Source organism: Brucella pituitosa (genome assembly GCF_003049685.1).
GTDB classification, from domain to species: domain Bacteria; phylum Pseudomonadota; class Alphaproteobacteria; order Rhizobiales; family Rhizobiaceae; genus Brucella; species Brucella pituitosa.
Map to the genome: position 1 here is coordinate 1,072,583 of NZ_PYSY02000001.1, position 19,247 is coordinate 1,091,829.

Consider the following 19,247-nt stretch of genomic DNA (forward strand, 5'->3'; position numbering starts at 1 on the left):
TAAAAGTCAGTTGCTCCGATAGGCGGCAAACAACGCTTACTTTGCGCCTTTTCCGGGTGCCAGTTCGATTGCCTTAAGCTTGCCACCAGTTATGCCGCAGCGCAGGGTGATCGTATCCCATTGTGTGCCGCCGCTTTTTGTACGGGCTTCACCGGGTACTGAAATAACGGCAGAAACCTTATTCGCGTCTTTGGCGCTGAACTTCGATGATTTGTCGTTGGTTGTAGCAGCAGCGATATCGTCCTTGGTAAAGCCGAGACGATCATATTTCTTGCTCTTCTTCACATAGTCATAGGCGCTCGCGATGCAATCAGCCACTTGCGGTGATGCTTGCTGGTCTTTTACGAGGGTCTGATAATTCCCTGTGAAATCCTTTGAACGCTTGGGTACGGCGTCTGCATGGGCAGCACCTGCGATTCCGAGAGTGAAAATTGCAGAAAGTATAATCTGGGTCGATTTCATGGATCGCTTCCTTTGAAAAGCCACCGCGCAAATTGCGGTAAGCAAAATCGATAATGACGATGCTATTAGAAAGGTAGTTTTGGTTTTTTAATGGTGCCCCCACCTAGTGTGGTGGATTTGAAGTTCCTATCAGTTGTGTTGCATCCACGTTTAGGAACTTCAAATCCGTAAACCACACTAGATTCAATATCATACTAGTATGGCTTGGAGCCCGAAATTCGTTCAAACGGTTGCTTTATGGTGTGACGAATTCCGGGTTCGCCATACTAGCTCCAGATTATCTTATTGGCAGATTCGAGCAAGGCAGGATTTGCCATGACATCCCTGATCCAGATGCATATTTGTGCGGTGGGCAGCATCGCCGTCGGGGCCGATCACGGTCATGAAAAGCTTACAACTTGCGCCATGCACGGCACGCCAGAAAGCCTTTTCCTTTTCTGATCCATTCCAGCCGCTTTCAAGTTCGGTTTTGGACCCATCCGAGAACTTGAATGACATGATATCGAGCGCATTAGCGAATGCATGTTCAGAAACGCGGCCTGTCGATGCACCATTCACATTACGACATTGATAATCTGATCCGGTGCCAATTTCGGTGATCTTGATGCTATCGCCATATACTTTCCTGGCTGCATCCTTAACGTCTGTAGACCATTCGGCGAGCGTGACAGCCATGGCGCAGTTTGTCGTGACTGCATTCGCAAATTCTAACGGTTCGACTTTGCCAATAGCAGTGAGTGAGAGCGGCGAACGCGCACTGCATTGCGAACCATCTTCGATCGGTGGCAAAAGTTTCCCCTCCACGTCGCCTGCCATCAATGCCGGACACGATACCTGATAAATACGCTCGGCCTTTTTGGGTTCAGGCTGTTCATCGACGGGCTTGGCTTGTTCCATAGGTTTTTCGGGCTTCTTTTCCGGCAGTGGCGTTGCATTATTGGCGGGCGCAGGCGCGGGAGCCGCCACAGCAGGCTCTTTTGTCTCTTCGCGTGCTGGTGCAGGCGTTGGCACCGGAACAACACTTAATGACGGCAAAGCCTTGCTCTGGGTGGAAGGGGGAGCTTTTGATTGCTGGCGCTTGATGTTACGCTTTTTCTTTGAGCGTTTTTGGGGAGACGGCTGCTTTGTGTTGCCGCTCAGCACTCTTTCAATGAAGGTCTGTGCATTTGCTGTTGCAGGTCCGGTCATATTTTCAATCGGGAGCACCGTGACTGCGACAGCCAGGAGACAGGTGGTAATACTCTTTTGAAAGAAAGAGAAAGAAACGGCCATGTTCACCTCTTTTGATAGCGAGCGCTATGGCCTAATGTCGAAGGGGTACTTGTCGTTCCTTCACACTTGATGGCAGGTCGTTGCATTTAGTCTGTAAGGGATATCAACGCGCATCTCACCCGAAAACGGCTTTGCACTTCTCTGGATGCGCGATAAACGGCTGAAATGGCCGAAAATCAGGGCTTCAGCCTTGACAAGATGACACTGCAATGACTAAAAGCCGCCATCGCTGGAGCCCAAACGCTCCGGCGTTTCATTTGACGTGTCCCGTGGATGAAGTTGCGCTCGCGTACTTCATCCTGTCAGTCCTTGAAAACCAAGGGCAGAGGAGGGCGCGTTTCCTATCTGTGCCGCAAGGCGCACCAACTTTTTAAAGGAAATGCGATGAGCAAGCGCGAATCCGCTAAGTACAAAATTGATCGCCGTCTTGGCGAAAACATCTGGGGCCGTCCGAAGTCCCCTGTAAACCGTCGTGAATATGGCCCAGGCCAGCACGGTCAGCGCCGTAAGGGCAAGCTGTCTGACTTCGGTGTACAGCTCCGCGCAAAGCAGAAGCTCAAGGGCTTCTACGGCGATATCTCGGAAAAGCAGTTCCGCAAGACCTATGACGAAGCAGCTCGCCGCAAGGGTGATACCGGTGAAAACCTCATCGGCCTGCTCGAATCGCGTCTGGATGCTGTTGTGTACCGCGCAAAGTTCGTTCCAACGATCTTCGCTGCGCGCCAGTTCATCAACCACGGCCACGTGAACGTGAACGGTCGCCGCGTCAACATTCAGTCGTTCCGCCTCAAGGCTGGTGACGTTGTTGAAGTTCGCGAAAAGTCGAAGCAGCTCGTCATCGTTCTCGAAGCAGTTTCGCTCGCAGAACGCGATGTTCCTGACTACGTTGAAGTCGATCACAACAAGATGGTTGCGACCTTCGCACGCGTTCCGGTTCTGGGCGACGTTCCATACGCCGTTCAGATGGAACCAAACCTCGTCGTCGAATTCTATTCGCGTTAATTCTGAGCCTCTAGCTCAGTCTGCAGAAATAAATGGTCGCCCTTGGTTCCCCCAAGGGCGGCTTTTTTGTATGTAGGTCTAAATTTCTCTTATTCGCAGGAAGCACCATGAACGCTTTCGATCCAAATATCGCCGAAGATGCCGGAACTGACGGTTGTCATCCACTTTTTCGCGATGTTCCGACTTCGGTTGAATTCAACAAACTGCGTAAACGTCTGTTGCGGCTGACACGTCAGGCTGTTGATGACTTCGCCATGGTAAAGCCCGGCGAGCGCTGGATGGTGTGTCTTTCAGGCGGCAAGGATTCTTATGGTTTGCTTGCTTTGTTGCTCGACCTTAAATGGCGTGGCCTGCTGCCGGTCGAACTGCTGGCAGTCAATCTCGATCAGGGACAGCCAAATTTTCCAAAGCACATTCTGCCCGATTTTCTGAACAAGTATGGGATCGAGCATCGTATCGAATATCAGGATACCTATTCGATTGTGACGGAGAAGCTGCCTGAAACGAGCACCTATTGCTCGCTTTGCTCGCGCCTGCGTCGCGGCAATCTTTATCGCATCGCGCGGGAAGAAGGCTGCTCCGCAATCGTTCTCGGGCATCATCGCGAAGATATTCTCGAAACCTTCTTCATGAACTTGTTTCATGGTGGTCGCCTTGCCGCGATGCCGCCGAAGCTTCTCAATGACGAAGGCGATCTGATGGTGTTCCGTCCGCTTGCTTACGCAGCTGAGGAAGATCTCGAAAAATTTGCGACGGCGATGCAATTTCCGATCATTCCGTGCGATCTGTGCGGCAGTCAGGAAGGTCTTCAGCGCAATGCAATGAAGGCGATGCTGACTGATATCGAAAAGCGCATGCCCGGCCGCAAGGATACGATGATCCGCGCCATGACCAATGTGCGCCCAAGCCATCTACTCGATCGCAAGCTGTTTGATTTCGCCAGTTTAATGGCAAATGATGATACGGAGAATGATAGTGCAGTTTGATGAAAAGCAGATCGATTGGTTGGCTGATCTTCTGGCAGAAGCCGCGAACGAAGAAATCATGCCGCGTTTTCGGCAACTGGGGCAGGGCGATATTCGCCAGAAAACTTCTCCTGCGGATCTCGTTACTGAAGCCGACGTAAACGCAGAGCGCTATATCACTGCGCGCCTCAACGAACGCTTTCCCAACGCGTTGATTGTTGGCGAGGAAGCTTGCTCCGACGATGAAACATTGTTGAATGGTCTTGGCGAGGCGGATCTTGCGTTCACTATCGATCCGGTCGACGGCACTTTTAACTTTGCATCAGGCGTTCCGCTCTTTGGTGTGATGCTGGCAGTTGTATCGAAAGGTGAAACGGTTGCCGGCATTATCTACGATCCGGTTGGCAAGGACTGGATACTGGCTGCAAAAGGCGGAGGTAGTCATATCCGCTACGCGAATGGTTCCACGAGCCCTGTGAGGGTGGCAGAAGCCGCAGATATATCGCAGATGACGGGATCGGTTTCCTGGCAATATACAGCAGAGCCGGTGCGGTCACGTCTTGCGCGCAATCACACGAAGTTTCTGTCACAGATCGGCTATCGCTGTGCCGCACATGAATATCGCATTATCGCAACCGGTGGTGCGCATTTTGCGGTCTATAACAAGCTGATGCCATGGGATCATCTTCCGGGCGCACTTATTCATCAGGAAGCAGGTGGATATCTCGCGCGCTGGGATGAAAGCCCGTATCTGCCATCACATACTGGTGGTGGAATACTGGTTGCGCCTGACAAGGAAAGCTGGAAAGCAATTCAGACTGCCCTTTGGGCAGAGTAAACAAAAGCCCGCCAAATGGCGGGCTTTTTAATTGATGATCAGATCGGCTTGTTGTGCGGCTTGAACATTTTGCCACGCTCGGCAATCAAAACACAAATGAATGCGATGAAGCCTAAGACGCAATAGCCAGCGGCAACGGGTGTCGTTGTTCCATCAAAAGACTGCCCGATAACGGCACCAAGTGCGGCACCGATAACCGTCTGCGCGAAGCCCAGAACGGAAGAGGCTGTACCGGCAACTTCACCGAGCGGTTCCATAGCAAGCGCATTGAAGTTGGCTGTCACGAGGCTGAATGAGAACATGATGGTCATGTAGATCGTCATCAGCATCCAGAACGGCACAGGGCCTTTCATGGCCACTGAAAGGACAACCCAAAGCAGGCTAAAGCCAACGAATACCAGCAGCATGGTTTGCGAGATTCGGCGCATTCCGTAACGCCCGACAAGGCGCGAATTGAGGAATGACGCGAGTGCAAGCGTCATTGCCACAGCCGCGAAAGCCAGTGGGAACATGGTGCCGAGCTGGTATATGCCCACGAAAATCTGCTGTGCGGAGTTGATGTAGCCAAACAGCGCACCGAGGATGAAGGACGTACCGAGCATATAGAAAAGAGCGACACGGTTGGAGAGGACGATGCCGAAACCTCCGATGATGCTCTTGACTGTAAGCGGGCGGCGGTGATCAACGGGTAGCGTTTCTGGCAGGCGGATATAGGCCCAGACGGCGACAATAGCCGCCATGATCGCCATTGAGAGGAAGATCAGGTGCCACTCGCCGAACAGCATGATCAGCTGTCCTGTGGCGGGTGCAATGACTGGCAGGATCATGAAAACCATCATGACAAGCGACATGACTTCCGCCATCTGGCGTCCGGCAAAACGATCACGTACAACGGAAACGGCAATAACACGGGTTGCCGCAGCGCCAAGTCCCTGTAATACGCGCAAGACAATAAGCGTCGTAAAATCGGTGGCAACAGCAGCACCCAGCGCTGCGAGAATATAGATCGCCAGACCGCCGAAAAGCGGCAGTCGCCGACCGAAGCGATCGCTCAGTGGACCATAAAACAACTGCGAGACGCCAAAGCCCAGCAAATAGGCTGTGATGACAAACTGCGCGTGGTTTTCGGTGAGAACCCCAAGGCTTGCTCCGATCTGCGGCAGACCGGGCAACATGATATCAACTGCGAGCGCATTGATTGCCATGATTGCGGCGATAAGAGCAATAAATTCGGTGCGTCCGCGCATGGATGCTTTCTGGTCCGGCGAACCGTTCCTGATGTCTAGCGGCATGACTGGTATTCCTTGGCAAAATTAGGTGCCACGTGCGGAGCATGCGGCGCAAGATCAGAGATTTCAAAAGCAAGTCTGGCGGGCGAGAGCCGCTTAGCCCGAATATCAGGCCAATATAAAAGGCGCCAACAATCGGCGCCTTTTAGAATAAAAGGGAGGCAAAAGCCGTATGAGGGGTAATTAATCCTCAAGCAGCCTTGGTGGCAATACCCTTGTCAGCAAAAAGTGTCTGCAACTCGCTTGACTGGAACATTTCGCGTACGATATCGCAACCGCCAATGAACTCGCCCTTTACATAAAGCTGAGGGACGGTTGGCCAGTTGGAATAGTCCTTGATGCCCTGACGGATTTCGTCGGAAGCGAGCACGTTCACGCCCTTATAGTCGACTCCGAGGTAGTCGAGAATCTGTACGACCTGACCGGAGAAACCGCACTGTGGGAAGCCTGGCGTGCCCTTCATGAACAGCACGATATCGTTGGTCTTCACTTCATTGTCGATAAAATCGTTGATTCCGGTCATTTCAATTCCTTTCAGGATGCCGGTTCAAATCCCGGCCCGCGTAGGGAGAGGTTCTACCTCAATATAGTAAGCTGGGCTTTGGTAATCACCCTCTGGAGGTGAAAGCAAGTCAAATTAGCGCGAAAACAGGTCGTGTTGGGGGCAGCATCTTGCCGCAGGAAGAAAATCACCGCCTCCAATCGTCACTTACGATGCTGCTCTGGTATATTTCATACTCAGATAGTTTCTTTCGCAAGCACAACAATCAGAGGCGGCGTATTTCACTTATTCCGGTACGCTGGTCTGAAGAGCGAGCGCATGAAGAACGCCGCCCATATTGCCCTTGAGGGCATCATAAACCATCTGGTGCTGCTGCACGCGTGACTTGCCGCGGAAACTTTCCGCAACAACTTCAGCAGCATAATGATCTCCGTCTCCGGCAAGGTCGCGGATCGTAACCTTTGCGCCGGGAATACCTTCGCGTATCAGTTTTTCGATCTCATGAGCGTCCATAGCCATGCAAATTCTCCTGCCTTTTCGGGCTTCTTCTTGTTTGTCTCGAATCGTAACGCATTATCGTTATACGTTAACCCCAATCTGTCTAACTTTTAAATCATAGACAAGCAAACGCCCGGCACAGTGTTCCCGGCCGGGCGTCAATTGGTAACAGTTCCAACCGATAACGATTAGTTGTCGACCGCAGCTTCACCGCTCATGAAGTCCGGGAACCAGCCTTCAAAAGCCTTGCTGAGATCAGCAACAGCAACGTCAACAGTGCCCGCGAATTGCAGGCGATCACCGCCAACTGTTCCGAGTACGCGGAATGGAATTCCGACGCCTTCGGCGTTCAATGCAATGAGCTTTGCCATCTCAGGCGTTGCGGCAATAACATAGCGCGCCTGATCTTCACCGAAAAGAGCTGCATGAGGCAGGCCGTCACCCGCATCAAGCACAGCACCCTTGCCGGATTTGATCGCCATTTCGGCAACTGCAATAGCAAGGCCGCCATCGGACAGATCGTGACAAGCAGTTACCTGACCATTGCGGATGGCTGAGCGAACAAACTCACCGTTGCGTTTTTCAAATGCCAGATCGACTGTCGGCGCAGGACCATCAGCGCGGTCGAACAAATCGCGCAGATAGACGGACTGGCCGAGATGTGTGCCGTCTGCGCCAAGAAGAACCAGCGTGTCGCCGTCCTGCATGCCGCCAATCTTAGCCATCTGCGACCAATCAGGGATGAGGCCAACGCCAGCAATGGTCGGCGTTGGCAGGATTGCCTGACCATTGGTTTCGTTATAGAGCGAGACATTGCCGGATACGATCGGGAAGTCGAGTGCACGGCAGGCTTCGCCAATGCCTTCGATAGCCTTGACGAGCTGACCCATGATTTCCGGCTTTTCAGGATTGCCGAAGTTCAGATTGTCGGTCGAAGCAAGTGGCTCAGCGCCGGTCGCAGTGATGTTGCGCCAGCATTCGGCCACCGCCTGCTTACCGCCTTCAAAAGGATCAGCTTCGCAATAGCGCGGAGTGACGTCAGACGAAAAAGCCAGAGCCTTTGTGTCGTGACCTTCAACGCGGATCACACCGGCATCGCCACCAGGGATTTGCAGCGAGTTGCCCTGAATGAGCGTGTCATACTGTTCGTAAACCCAGCGGCGCGACGAACCATCCGGCGAACCGATGAGCTTGAGCAGCGCATCCGAATAGTCTTCAACCTGTGGCACGTTGCTGGCAGGCAGCGGTGCGTGCTTGCCCGGTTCCATCCACGGACGATCATATTCAGGAGCCTCGTCACCGAGTTCCTTGATCGGCAGGTTGGCGACTTCTTCGCCCTGATGGATGACACGGAAGCGCAGATCGTCCGTTGTCTTGCCGACAATCGCGAAATCGAGGCCCCATTTGCGGAAGATTGCCTGAGCTTCTTCTTCCATTTCCGGCTTGAGCACCATGAGCATACGCTCCTGGCTTTCAGACAGCATCATTTCATAAGCCGTCATGTTCACTTCGCGGACCGGAACGTGGTCGAGAATGAGTTCGATGCCGAGGTCGCCCTTAGCACCCATTTCAACAGCAGAGCAGGTGAGGCCTGCTGCGCCCATATCCTGAATGGCGATAACTGCGCCCGAAGCCATCAGCTCAAGGCAGGCTTCCAGAAGGCACTTTTCAGTAAACGGATCGCCAACCTGAACAGTAGGACGCTTTTCTTCGATAGATTCGTCGAACTCAGCGGACGCCATGGTCGCACCACCAACGCCGTCGCGGCCCGTCTTGGCGCCGAGATAGACAACCGGCAGGCCAACGCCCTTGGCTTCTGACAGGAAGATGCCGTCGTGCTTGGCAAGGCCCGCAGCGAATGCATTGACGAGAATATTGCCGTTGTAGCGCTTGTCGAAATTCACTTCGCCGCCAACGGTTGGAACGCCGAAGGCATTACCGTAGCCGCCAACGCCCGAAACAACGCCGGAAACAAGGTGGCGGGTCTTTGGATGATTTGGCTCGCCGAAGCGTAGTGCATTCATTGCTGCGACCGGGCGCGCACCCATGGTGAACACGTCACGCAGAATGCCGCCAACGCCAGTTGCTGCGCCCTGATAAGGTTCGATGTATGACGGGTGGTTATGGCTTTCCATCTTGAAGACGACGCAGTCGCCATCGCCAATGTCGACAACACCGGCATTTTCGCCGGGGCCCTGGATAACGCGTGGGCCGGTTGTCGGGAGTGTGCGAAGCCACTTCTTCGACGACTTGTAGGAACAATGTTCATTCCACATGGCCGAGAAAATTCCGAGTTCCGTGAAGCTCGGTTCGCGTCCGATCAGGTCGAGAATACGCTGATATTCGTCCGGCTTGAGGCCGTGGGCAGAGATAAGTTCCGGCGTGATGTCGCGCTTATTGGAAATAGTCATTGAGCTGAGGGACCCCGTGGCAGGCTGCGGTACCCGAAAACTTCTGCCGAAGGGCGGACACCTAAGGTTTCAAGGGGCCTCTTTAACCTAACTCTGTCAGAAGCGCGACAGGAAAATGCCGATTTCCCGGCTCAAATGCTGCCTTCATAGCCCACTTGTTCATTTTCCAGCAGCTGGCGCAAAGTTGTGAAGCCATTTTCGACCAGAGCGCGGTCTGTTGGCGAAGAAAACGCAATGCGAACCCGGTGGTACGTCCGATCAATACGCCCGGCTTTGAACTCGTCTTCGTCATCGATCAGTAGTCCGTTTTCATAGGCGGCCGCTTTGAATGTGCTTGTGAGCCAGGGTTCCGGTAGTTTCAACCACAGGATTGGCACGTGAGGAGAAGAAACGAAGTCATAGCCGACAAAGATTTTGCGGGCCAGTTGCTCCCGCCACTCGATTTCAGCGGAACATTTGTCCAGCAATGCTGTAGCCTGTCCGGAAAGCACCATTTGAGCGGTCGTTTCAGCAAGCAGAAACGAAACGCCCCCTGTCATCAGCTTGTGAGTGACACGCAACCGCTGCGCACAATGCGGAGGGCAGGCGACCCATCCGCAACGCAAGCCGGCAGTCACAGCCTTTGAAAGACTGCCCAACAGGAATGTGCGTTCCGGCGCGATATCAGCGATTTTCGGTATGTTTGATCGCGTCATGACCCCGTAGGTGTCGTCCTCGATGAGCCAGACATTGTGCCGTGCCGCGATATTGGCAATTGCAACCCGGCGCTCATAGGGCATGGTCGCGAGCGTTGGGTTGTGGATGCTTGGCATCAGAAAAGCCATTGTCGGGTGCTGTTGATTGCAGACCCGTTCGAACTCTTCCGGGATCATGCCGTATTCATCGCTTGCCGCAATCGCGACGCGGCGTCCGGCAATTTTCACGGACCGGCTCACTTGTGTGTAAGTGAGATCTTCAAAAACAATCCTGTCGCCGGGCGAGGTGAAAGCCGTAATCGCCGCAATTGCACCAGCATGTGCGCCGTTGGTGATAACAATATTGCTCGCATCGGCAGGCGCGTTCTCCTGATTAAGCCACTGCCTTCCGGCTTCAAGCCAATGTTGCGGGAAATGCCGCGTATAATTGACGACCTCGTGAGGGAAATTGCGAATGACAGACGCAATCAGCGGCTCAAGCACTGCGTTCTGTCCAACATCTGGTGCAGCAGTCGTATCGAAACGCCCCTTATCGAGCGGAGCATCCTGAACGCGCGTACCTGCAATGCCATCGCTCGAATAGGCAGGCGGCGCATTCTTGTCATCGGTCCTGCCCAGCACATAAGTGCCGCGTCCGACTTCGCCGGTTACAAGTCCGCGCTCATGCGCGAGAGCATAGGCTCGTCCTATTGTACCGATTGTCACCTTGAGATCAAAAGCGAGATTGCGCTGCGGCGGCAACTTCTGCCCGGCAGGCAGTGCGCCATCTGCAATCGCTTCCTCAATGGCATCAGCCAATTGAAGATAGAGGGGGCCGGATTTAGCGGTGAGGTCTGGGAGCCAATTTGTCATGGTAACAATATAAGCATTGTATCGGTATTTGAGTCAATTGTATTTAAGCTGCCGAGCACTAAACCGGTGCAAAATAGTGGTTAAGCCCAGCAATGAAGGCTCTTTGCGATGACATATGTGTCAATCAAGCGTGATGATATAGATACAATTGATACAATGCAGAAACGAGAAAGCGTTGTTGCTTGTACACAGCGCTCGTTCTGGCAGAATTTTGTTGATTGGTGTTCTCTGCGTCTGATGTTGCGTCGTAGCCGAATTCAATTGATGGATCTTACGGACGATCAGTTGCGTGATATTGGTATCACGCGCACCGACGCAGACAAGGAAGCGCGGAAAGTGCGCTTCCATATTCGCTGAATTTGAGCATCAGCAATCTTTTTGGCCGGAAGCCCAGCGATTAATGTCTCTGGCGATACGATCGCCATGCGCCTGTTGCATCATTGGACCAAAAGCCTCGATACGGGCAGGGTTGCCTTGTGCCTGGACAACAAGCAGTGGCCGCCCTGCCAGATTGCGCGATGGAACCACCAGAAAACGTGGGCGCCCGGTAAACGAGTTGAGTTCCGGCGCAAGTGTATAGCCGCGGAAGTCCTTGTCCTTGGATTTGAACCAGCAGCTGTTTGCTCCCAGAGCAATGCGTTCCATGGTCGGGAGTGCTGCCTTATTGGAATCGATGGAAACGGGGCCGGGTGCAGGCTTTGGTGTACAAGCCGCCAACAGTGCAAGCGCTGGAAGTGCTACAAGCGCAATGGTCTTATTCTTCAAGGAAGGCTCCATCAATACGTTTATCGGCAAGGCCATCAGGCGATTGGCTTGCCGATAAACGCGTAGAAACAAAGTGTTAAAGCGCCTCCCTAAAGAGTACGCCTTCTACTGGGTGGGATAACTCAGGCAAGCTGCGGCATGAAAGCCTTCAACCCGTCACTCATCTCATTCCATATGAGTTCGAACGCAGGGTCTTGCTTTGCTTTCACCGCATATGTGTCGAATTTTGGGTAAGCCGCCAGCAAATCATCTTTCCCCGAAAGCTTTTTGAGCGGCTCCATGAGAAAGCGTACAGGGACCAGCCATGCATCGGCAAGTGTTGGCGCGTCGTTGAGTGCAAAATCGTGATCGGTAAGGCGCGATTCAACCACGCTAAGGCCTCTGTGAAGCTTGGTGAAAAGCCGCTCAATAGTGGCCTCATCCCTTTCAGGCTTGCTCTGAAGAATGAAGAGTTTCATCGCAGGGCCGAGAACTTCAAGTTCCGCTACACGCGCCAGAAGGCGGATCAACGCACGCTCGCGCGGGCTGCCGGGTAGAACGGGAGTGTCCGGGAAATGATCTTCCAGATATTCCGCTATAACGGCTGCTTCAAATAATGTCTCGCCAGAGCCGGTTATCAGCACAGGGACACGCTTCAAAGGTGTCACATGAACGAAGTCTTCGGGAAACGGATAGGGGAGACTAATTGGTTTGAACGGCAGTTCCTTGAGATAAAGAACACCGCGCACAAAAGCGGAATAGGGGGAGAGTGGGCGTGAATATAGCTGCATCGATATCGTTCCCCGATTCGGTTTATTCAGGAAGTATCTGACGATCAAGCTGCCACGATTTTGCGCAGGATGCTAGGCCTTGAGAAAGTGGTTCTCATTTGCGGGCTCAATTGAAATGCTGAGTTTCAGGCAACAAAAAATGGCCGCCGTTTTGCAACGAAGGCCATTTGATCTGTTTATCAGTGCTGTCTTGCTTAAGCTGCGATACCGAGTGCACCTGCAAAAAGTGCACGGCCATCATCGCCGCCATGTGCACCTTCAATCAGATTTTCAGGATGCGGCATCATGCCGAGAACGTTGCCGCGTGCATTGACGATACCAGCGATATCGTTGACGGAACCGTTCGGATTTGTGCCGTCTGCATAGCGGAACACAACCTGACCTTCACCTTCGACGCGCTTCAGTGTTTCTGCATCAGCAAAATAGTTGCCGTCGTGATGGGCAACCGGGCAACGGATGATCTGGCCTGGCTGATAACCGCGTGTGAACGAGGTATTCGCATTGCTGACTTCAAGCTTCACTTCGCGGCAGACGAACTTCAGCGACGTGTTGCGCATCAGCGCACCCGGCAGCATTCGTGCTTCGACGAGAATCTGGAAGCCGTTGCAGACGCCAATAACCATAACGCCCTTGTCGGCCTTCTCGCGAATGGCCTGCATTACCGGCATACGCGCTGCAATTGCACCGCAACGCAGGTAATCGCCATAAGAGAAACCGCCGGGAATCAGGATCAGATCAACATCATCGGGGATGCTCGTGTCTGTCTGCCATACGGTGATTGGTGCTTGACCGGAAATCTTGGTGATGGCCGCAATCATGTCGCGGTCACGGTTGAGGCCCGGAAGAAGAACGACTGCTGCTTTCATGGCGTTTTACGTCTCTTTGAATTTGAGTGCCCTTCAAATCCGCTGTGAAGCGGTGTGAAGGCGCGCAAAAAACTATATTTAAGCCGCAGCGCGTCAGGCGATGACGATTGCGTAATCTTCAATAACCGTGTTGGCGAGCAGCTTCTCGCACATGGTCTTGATTTCGGCTTCAGCTTTCGCCTTGTCCGAGCCTTCGAGTTCGAGATCGAAGACCTTGCCCTGACGGGCGGAATTGATGCCTTCGAAGCCCAGGCTGCCGAGCGCGCCGACAATAGCTTTGCCCTGCGGGTCGAGAACGCCGTTCTTCAGTGTAACGGTGACGCGTGCCTTGATCACTCTGTAGTTCCTGCTGATTTAACTTAACAACAATGAAAACAGCCCGGAACGTGAGTTGCCGGGCTGTGCGGATTTTTACTTCACAAGCGTAGGGCCGGAAGGACGAGGCGTGTCGTTCTCGTTCATGATGCCGAGACGGCGTGCCACTTCCTGATAGGCCTCAACCAGTCCGCCCATATCGCGGCGGAAGCGGTCCTTATCGAGCTTGTCATTTGTGTTGACATCCCAAAGGCGAGCCGAGTCTGGTGAAATTTCGTCGGCAACAACGATACGCATCATGTCGCCTTCAAACAGACGTCCGCATTCCATCTTGAAATCAACAAGCTGGATGCCGATGCCCAGGAACAGACCGGTGAGGAAGTCGTTGACGCGGATGGCGAGAGCCATGATGTCGTCGATTTCCTGCGGGCTGGCCCAGCCGAAAGCGGTGATGTGTTCTTCGGTGACCATTGGGTCATCAAGGGCGTCTGCCTTGTAATAGAACTCGATGATCGAGCGTGGCAGAACAGTGCCTTCTTCGAGGCCCAGACGCTTGGACATCGAGCCTGCGGCGACGTTGCGAACAACGACTTCAAGCGGGATGATCTCGACTTCCTTGATCAGCTGCTCACGCATGTTGAGGCGGCGGATAAAGTGGGTCGGAATGCCAATGCGGTTAAGCTGGGTGAAAATGTGCTCGGAGATGCGGTTATTCAACACGCCTTTTCCGTCAACAACTTCATGCTTCTTCGCGTTGAACGCGGTTGCGTCATCTTTGAAGAACTGGACAAGAGTACCGGGTTCAGGGCCTTCATAAAGAATCTTGGCCTTGCCCTCGTAAATACGGCGGCGACGGTTCATGGCTTTTCTCGGATTTCCAAAAATGTGATGATCGGCTTTTGCCGCTATTCTCGCGGGCTACGTATAGCAATTGTGGGCTTTTAACAATCCTGCTTTGTACCCGTTCCCCCGTTTTAAGCGTTTCAGAGCCAGATAAATCAATAAAGTGATTTTTGGCTCTTGTATAATCTTGCGCCCCTTGCCAGCTTTAGGCAAGAGAACGGATGACGATCTCACATAACTTAGAGCGCATCCCGAAAAGTGCGAAACGGTTTTCGGAAAAGATGCGCGTTAAAATAAACATTTAGAGCGCGATCTGATTTAATCAGATCGAAACGCGCTCTAAAGTCCTGGGAGTTGTATGAATGGCCACTGGCATGGATGATCGCCGCAACGCTTTCGAAAGCAAATTCGCACTCGATGCTGAATTGCGCTTCAAGGCGGAAGCTCGCCGCAACAAGATTCTTGGTCTTTGGGCCGCAGAACTTCTTGGCAAGCACGATGCAGACGCAGAAGCCTATGCTCGTGAAGTTGTTGCCGCTGATTTCGAAGAAGCAGGCGACGAGGACGTCTTCCGCAAGCTGCGTGCCGATTTTGATGCAGCTGACGTGAAGGTGACGGACGAAGCCATTCGCGAGAAGATGTTCGCTTTCCTTGAGGAAGCCGTCAAGCAGGTCCAAAAGGACTAAATGATGTTTAGGGGCGGAAATGCAAAACGCATTTCTGCCCTTATCATTTGGAACGCATCCCGAAAAGTGGGAACCGGTTTTCGGAACAAGATGCGCGTAAAAACAAATAGCTAGAGCATTTCCATTGATTCAATCTGAACGGGAAGTGCTCTTGAGTAGGGGAATAAGCATGTCTTTGTCTTCGCGTCTTCGTGCCGGAGAAACAGTTCTTTCTGCATGGTCGTCCTTGCCGGAAGTGCTGACAGTAGAGGTTTTGGCGCATAGTGCTCTTGAAGCTGTAACGCTCGATATGCAGCACGGCGGCCATGATGAGCAAAGTGTGTTGCGCAGCCTTGGATTGATCCTGAACGCAGGAAAGCCACCGGTCGTTCGCATTCCTGTCGGACGCTTCGATATGGCAAGCCGTGCGCTCGATTTTGGCGCACAGGCTGTTATCGCACCGATGATCAACTCGGTTGAAGATGCGCGTAAATTTGCCGCTGCTATGAAATATCCGCCGATTGGCGAGCGTTCGTGGGGTGTGTTCCGCGCCAATGCCGATTACGGCGCGCCGGGTTCGAATGACTATCTCGTGACGGCGAACCAGGACACACTGGCTTTCGCGATGATCGAAACACGCGACGCATACGATGCACTTGATGCGATTCTCGATGTACGTGGCATTGACGGTGTTTTCGTTGGCCCAGCCGACTTCTCGATTGCCTGGAGTAATGGTCGTGAGGCCAATCCGAATTCGGAAGCTATCATTGAGCCGATTAGCATAATTGCACGGAAGGCAGCTGCTGCAGGAAAGTTTGCAGGCATTTATTCGCCTTCTGCGGAGTTTGCGCGTCGCTATATTCCACTTGGTTTCCAGTTTTTGACCCTGGGAAATGACGGCGGCTATATTCGCCTAGGTGCGAAAACGCTTGTGGATGCTGTTCGCGCATAAGAAAAAAGCGGCAGATGGTTTGTCATCTGCCGCCTTAAAACATGTTCTGAATCTATTTGATCAGAAATATCTGTAATTCATTGATTTAGTGATGTTTTATCGGCTGGAGCTGAGTCATGAACTCAGCAAAAACCATGGAGCCTTCCGGCCATGGACCGTGGCCAGACTCCGAATTGATGTGCCCGGATTCACCGGCATCGATCAACATCGCACCCCAATCCTTCACGACCTCTTCTGCGGCCTCAAAGCTGGAAAACGGATCGTTGCGGCTGACGACTGTGATCGTCGGAAAAGGCAGACGCTCACGTGGATAAGGACCAAACGTCATAAGATGCTTGGGCCGGATCTTTTCATTTGAAACGTCCGGCGGCGCCACGAAAAATGCGCCAGCAACCTTATGCTGTATATGCGGTATGGCGTGGAGCGCTGTTGCAACGCCAAGCGAATGCGCAACCAGAACGATAGGCTTTGTGGCCTCATTGGCGGCTTTAACAAGCTGCGCCACCCAATCGTCCTTTACAGGTTTCGACCATTCGGCCTGCTCGACACGTCGCGCCGTCGAGAGTTTGCTCTCCCAACGGGTCTGCCAATGATCGGGGCCGGAATTGGTGTAACCGGGGATTATGAGGATATCTGTGTCTTTGACTTTCATGCCCCCTATTTAGAGGCGATTTCGCAGGTCTTCAAGCTTGGTCGTTGCCAACCCAGAAAAGTATTAAACGGCTTGGGATAAGAAGGGCACTCAGAGACGGCTAACGCAAATGATGAACAGCTTGTTCGCTGATCGCTATCTTGTGTAACGCTCTCCAAATTGTGATCTTTAGCGGGAAGATAACTACGGAGAGGATTAACGACTATGGCCATCAGCAGAAGAACTGTGCTTGGTTCTGCAGGCGCCGCCGTTATGAGCAATATTCTTTCCGCGCGGGCAGAAATGCCATCGAAGGAGAATGAAATGACTGAGACACTGAAGACGGTCGCTGCCGAAAAGGTCGCTTCCACCAACATTGCAAAAAACGCTCCTTTGCCTTTCGCAATGACGACACCAGTGCGTGTAGCGCGTGTAGGCCTTAAGGCGCGCGATGCTGAGGGACTTGCAGAATATTATCGCGATGTTGTGGGTTTGCGCGAGATGGCACGTCGCGGCGCTTCCATTGTTCTGGGCGCAGGTGATCGCGAGTTGATGGAAATCGAACAGTTTTCCGCAGCTAAAGCCGACGATCCACGCAGCGCTGGCCTCTACCATACGGCATTTCTGTTGCCGACCCGTGGCGATCTGGCTCGCTGGTCGCGCCGCGCCATCGACAAGCAGCTACCTGTTGCCGGGGCGTCGGATCACAATGTCAGTGAAGCTATTTATCTGACTGACCCGGAAGGCAATGGCATTGAGATCTATTCCGACCGCCCGCATAACACGTGGGAGTGGAATGGCGATCGTGTAAAGATGGGTACCGAAGCGCTCGACGTTAAAAACCTTCTCGACGTTATTGACTGTGAAGGTGGCGAATGGAACGGTGCACCGCAGAATACTGTCATCGGTCACGTTCACCTGCGCGTGGGCAATGCGAAGGATGCTGAAGCCTTCTGGCATCAGCAGTTGGGCTTTGACACCGTGCAGACCTATGGCGACAAGGCGGTTTTCCTGTCCACTGGTGGCTACCATCACCACATCGGCGCGAATGCCTGGCAGAGTTCAGGTGCTGGCAAACGCGATCAGGACCGCACTGGACTTGGATGGGTGGAGATGGAAGATACGCGTGGCGGTAATAACCACGTCTTCGAAGACCCATGGGGCAATGTGATCAATACGATCAAAACAAATGCCTAATCTGGAATAATAAAAGCCCCATGTTTTCAGAAACATGGGGCTTTTTTCGGACTCAATTTATGAAGCTTTATGCTTCACCAAATACCCGCTTGAAAATGGTATCCACGTGCTTGGTGTGATAGCCAAGATCAAACTTTTCGCGGATCTGCTCTTCGGAAAGCGCTGCGCGCACTTCCTGATCAGCCAGCAACTCCTCGAGGAAGTCTGCACCCTGTTCCCAGACCTTCATGGCATTGCGCTGCACGAGACGGTAGGAATCTTCACGCGAAACGCCAGCTTGTGTGAGTGCGAGCAGAACGCGCTGCGAATGCACGAGACCACGGAACTTGTTCATGTTTTTCAGCATGTTTTCCGGGTAGATCACCAGCTTTTCGACGACGCCAGCCAGACGGTTGAGCGCAAAGTCAAGTGTGATGGTGGTGTCCGGGCCAATTGCGCGTTCAACGCTCGAATGCGAAATATCACGTTCATGCCAGAGAGCGACATTTTCCATTGCAGGCACAACCGACATGCGAACCAGACGGGCGAGGCCGGTCAGGTTTTCGGTCAGAACCGGATTGCGCTTGTGTGGCATTGCCGACGAGCCTTTCTGGCCGGGCGAGAAGAATTCTTCTGCTTCCAGAACTTCCGTGCGCTGCATGTGGCGGATTTCGATTGCAACATTTTCAATTGACGAAGCGATAACACCGAGTGTTGCAAAGAACATAGCGTGACGGTCGCGCGGGATAACCTGCGTTGAAACCGGCTCTGCTTCGAGACCGAGCTTTTCGCAGACATATTCTTCAACGCGTGGGTCGATATTGGCGAAAGTGCCAACAGCGCCCGATACGGCACCGGTCGCAATTTCTGCTCGTGCAGCAACGAGACGTGCGCGGTTGCGTACCATTTCGGCGTAGAAACGGGCGAAAGTCAGACCCATCGTGGTCGGCTCGGCATGGATGCCGTGGCTGCGTCCGATACGAACACTGTCCTTATGCTCGAATGCACGCTTCTTGAGCGCTGCAAGCACGCGGTCCATGTCTGCCAGAAGCAGATCAGCTGCGCGAACGAGCTGCACATTGAGCGTGGTGTCGAGTACGTCTGACGAGGTCATGCCCTGATGCACAAAACGGCTGTCCGGGCCGATGAATTCAGCCAGATGCGTCAGGAACGCGATGACGTCATGCTTGGTGACGGCTTCGATTTCGTCGATGCGCGCAACGTCGAACTTGGCGGCATCACCCTTTTCCCAGATGGTCTTTGCGGCTTCCTTCGGGATTACGCCGAGTTCGGCAAGCGCCTCACATGCATAGGCCTCAATTTCGAACCAGATGCGGAATTTGGTTTCGGGAGACCAGATGGCGACCATTTCTGGTCGGGAATAGCGCGGGATCATGGGCATATCCTGTTTTGGCGGCCCGTCTGCCGGGCTGCAGGTCTTGGGTAAAGGGAATGCGCGGTGTTTAGCAGAGCCTGAT

21 protein-coding genes are annotated in these 19,247 nt (G+C 53.2%); 7 read left to right on the forward strand and 14 right to left on the reverse strand.

The window, feature by feature from the left end:
- Positions 1 to 36: 36 nt before the first annotated feature.
- Entirely contained in the window at positions 37 to 462 is a 426-nt protein-coding gene (gene bspC, locus C9380_RS05315; RefSeq protein ID WP_128093161.1) for a type IV secretion system effector BspC, read from the reverse strand.
- Between the two features lie 282 nt (positions 463 to 744).
- Positions 745 to 1,734 carry an extensin-like domain-containing protein gene (locus C9380_RS05320; protein WP_128093162.1) on the reverse strand — a complete coding sequence of 330 codons (990 nt, stop codon included), beginning with the start codon at positions 1,732 to 1,734 and terminating at the stop codon, positions 745 to 747.
- A 384-nt stretch (positions 1,735 to 2,118) separates the two neighbouring features.
- On the opposite strand from C9380_RS05320, the gene rpsD reads away from it, so the two are divergent.
- From rpsD to C9380_RS05335, 3 genes are all read left to right on the forward strand, one after another.
- Positions 2,119 to 2,736: a 30S ribosomal protein S4 gene (gene rpsD / locus C9380_RS05325; protein ID WP_024897500.1), complete on the forward strand. Its 618-nt coding sequence runs from the start codon at positions 2,119 to 2,121 to the stop codon at positions 2,734 to 2,736.
- Positions 2,737 to 2,843: 107 nt separating this feature from the next.
- Positions 2,844 to 3,722, forward strand: coding sequence for a tRNA 2-thiocytidine(32) synthetase TtcA (gene ttcA / locus C9380_RS05330; protein WP_024897501.1), 879 nt, complete (start codon positions 2,844 to 2,846; stop codon positions 3,720 to 3,722).
- Entirely contained in the window at positions 3,706 to 4,539 is an 834-nt protein-coding gene (locus tag C9380_RS05335) for an inositol monophosphatase family protein (RefSeq protein WP_374844421.1), read from the forward strand. The genes ttcA and C9380_RS05335 overlap by 17 nt, the downstream gene beginning before the upstream one ends.
- A 38-nt stretch (positions 4,540 to 4,577) precedes the next feature.
- On the opposite strand, the gene C9380_RS05340 is transcribed toward C9380_RS05335, so the two are convergent.
- From C9380_RS05340 to C9380_RS05360, 5 genes are all read right to left on the reverse strand, one after another.
- On the reverse strand, positions 4,578 to 5,831 hold the full coding sequence (locus tag C9380_RS05340) for a multidrug effflux MFS transporter (RefSeq protein ID WP_128093163.1): 1,254 nt from the start codon (positions 5,829 to 5,831) through the stop codon (positions 4,578 to 4,580).
- A gap of 187 nt (positions 5,832 to 6,018) precedes the next feature.
- On the reverse strand, positions 6,019 to 6,351 hold the full coding sequence (gene grxD, locus C9380_RS05345) for a Grx4 family monothiol glutaredoxin (protein ID WP_024897504.1): 333 nt from the start codon (positions 6,349 to 6,351) through the stop codon (positions 6,019 to 6,021).
- 264 nt (positions 6,352 to 6,615) lie between these two features.
- Entirely contained in the window at positions 6,616 to 6,849 is a 234-nt protein-coding gene (locus C9380_RS05350) for a BolA/IbaG family iron-sulfur metabolism protein (RefSeq protein ID WP_007874594.1), read from the reverse strand.
- 167 nt (positions 6,850 to 7,016) lie between these two features.
- The gene (gene purL / locus C9380_RS05355) at positions 7,017 to 9,239 is read right to left on the reverse strand and encodes a phosphoribosylformylglycinamidine synthase subunit PurL (protein WP_024897505.1); all 2,223 of its coding nucleotides are present in this window, start codon (positions 9,237 to 9,239) and stop codon (positions 7,017 to 7,019) included.
- Positions 9,240 to 9,370: 131 nt separating this feature from the next.
- The gene (locus C9380_RS05360; RefSeq protein ID WP_105706739.1) at positions 9,371 to 10,786 is read right to left on the reverse strand and encodes an aminotransferase-like domain-containing protein; all 1,416 of its coding nucleotides are present in this window, start codon (positions 10,784 to 10,786) and stop codon (positions 9,371 to 9,373) included.
- Between the two features lie 117 nt (positions 10,787 to 10,903).
- On the opposite strand from C9380_RS05360, the gene C9380_RS05365 reads away from it, so the two are divergent.
- Entirely contained in the window at positions 10,904 to 11,143 is a 240-nt protein-coding gene (locus C9380_RS05365) for a DUF1127 domain-containing protein (RefSeq protein WP_235822335.1), read from the forward strand.
- A 9-nt stretch (positions 11,144 to 11,152) separates the two neighbouring features.
- Here the strand turns inward: C9380_RS05365 and C9380_RS05370 are convergent, their stop codons facing one another.
- The 5 genes from C9380_RS05370 to purC form a co-directional block, all read right to left on the reverse strand.
- On the reverse strand, positions 11,153 to 11,551 hold the full coding sequence (locus C9380_RS05370; protein WP_128093164.1) for a hypothetical protein: 399 nt from the start codon (positions 11,549 to 11,551) through the stop codon (positions 11,153 to 11,155).
- Between the two features lie 122 nt (positions 11,552 to 11,673).
- A complete protein-coding gene (locus tag C9380_RS05375; RefSeq protein ID WP_111787608.1) occupies positions 11,674 to 12,321 on the reverse strand; it encodes a glutathione S-transferase family protein in 648 nt (215 codons plus the stop codon).
- Between the two features lie 194 nt (positions 12,322 to 12,515).
- Positions 12,516 to 13,187, reverse strand: coding sequence for a phosphoribosylformylglycinamidine synthase subunit PurQ (gene purQ, locus C9380_RS05380; protein ID WP_128093165.1), 672 nt, complete (start codon positions 13,185 to 13,187; stop codon positions 12,516 to 12,518).
- A 93-nt stretch (positions 13,188 to 13,280) separates the two neighbouring features.
- Positions 13,281 to 13,523: a phosphoribosylformylglycinamidine synthase subunit PurS gene (purS, locus tag C9380_RS05385; RefSeq protein WP_024897511.1), complete on the reverse strand. Its 243-nt coding sequence runs from the start codon at positions 13,521 to 13,523 to the stop codon at positions 13,281 to 13,283.
- 75 nt (positions 13,524 to 13,598) lie between these two features.
- The gene (purC, locus tag C9380_RS05390; RefSeq protein WP_007874627.1) at positions 13,599 to 14,363 is read right to left on the reverse strand and encodes a phosphoribosylaminoimidazolesuccinocarboxamide synthase; all 765 of its coding nucleotides are present in this window, start codon (positions 14,361 to 14,363) and stop codon (positions 13,599 to 13,601) included.
- A gap of 344 nt (positions 14,364 to 14,707) precedes the next feature.
- Here purC and C9380_RS05395 point away from each other — a divergent pair, with 344 nt between their 5' ends.
- Both C9380_RS05395 and C9380_RS05400 read left to right on the forward strand, forming a co-directional pair.
- Entirely contained in the window at positions 14,708 to 15,031 is a 324-nt protein-coding gene (locus C9380_RS05395) for a DUF1476 domain-containing protein (RefSeq protein WP_024897512.1), read from the forward strand.
- Positions 15,032 to 15,194: 163 nt separating this feature from the next.
- The gene (locus C9380_RS05400) at positions 15,195 to 15,962 is read left to right on the forward strand and encodes an HpcH/HpaI aldolase family protein (protein WP_024897513.1); all 768 of its coding nucleotides are present in this window, start codon (positions 15,195 to 15,197) and stop codon (positions 15,960 to 15,962) included.
- Positions 15,963 to 16,047: 85 nt separating this feature from the next.
- Here C9380_RS05400 and C9380_RS05405 read toward each other — a convergent pair whose 3' ends face one another.
- Positions 16,048 to 16,614: an alpha/beta hydrolase gene (locus tag C9380_RS05405; RefSeq protein ID WP_128093166.1), complete on the reverse strand. Its 567-nt coding sequence runs from the start codon at positions 16,612 to 16,614 to the stop codon at positions 16,048 to 16,050.
- Between the two features lie 204 nt (positions 16,615 to 16,818).
- Between C9380_RS05405 and C9380_RS05410 the strand changes: the two genes are divergently transcribed.
- Entirely contained in the window at positions 16,819 to 17,790 is a 972-nt protein-coding gene (locus tag C9380_RS05410; protein ID WP_374844419.1) for a VOC family protein, read from the forward strand.
- Positions 17,791 to 17,857: 67 nt separating this feature from the next.
- Here the strand turns inward: C9380_RS05410 and purB are convergent, their stop codons facing one another.
- Positions 17,858 to 19,165 carry an adenylosuccinate lyase gene (gene purB / locus C9380_RS05415; protein WP_100559170.1) on the reverse strand — a complete coding sequence of 436 codons (1,308 nt, stop codon included), beginning with the start codon at positions 19,163 to 19,165 and terminating at the stop codon, positions 17,858 to 17,860.
- Between the last annotated feature and the right edge of the window lie 82 nt (positions 19,166 to 19,247).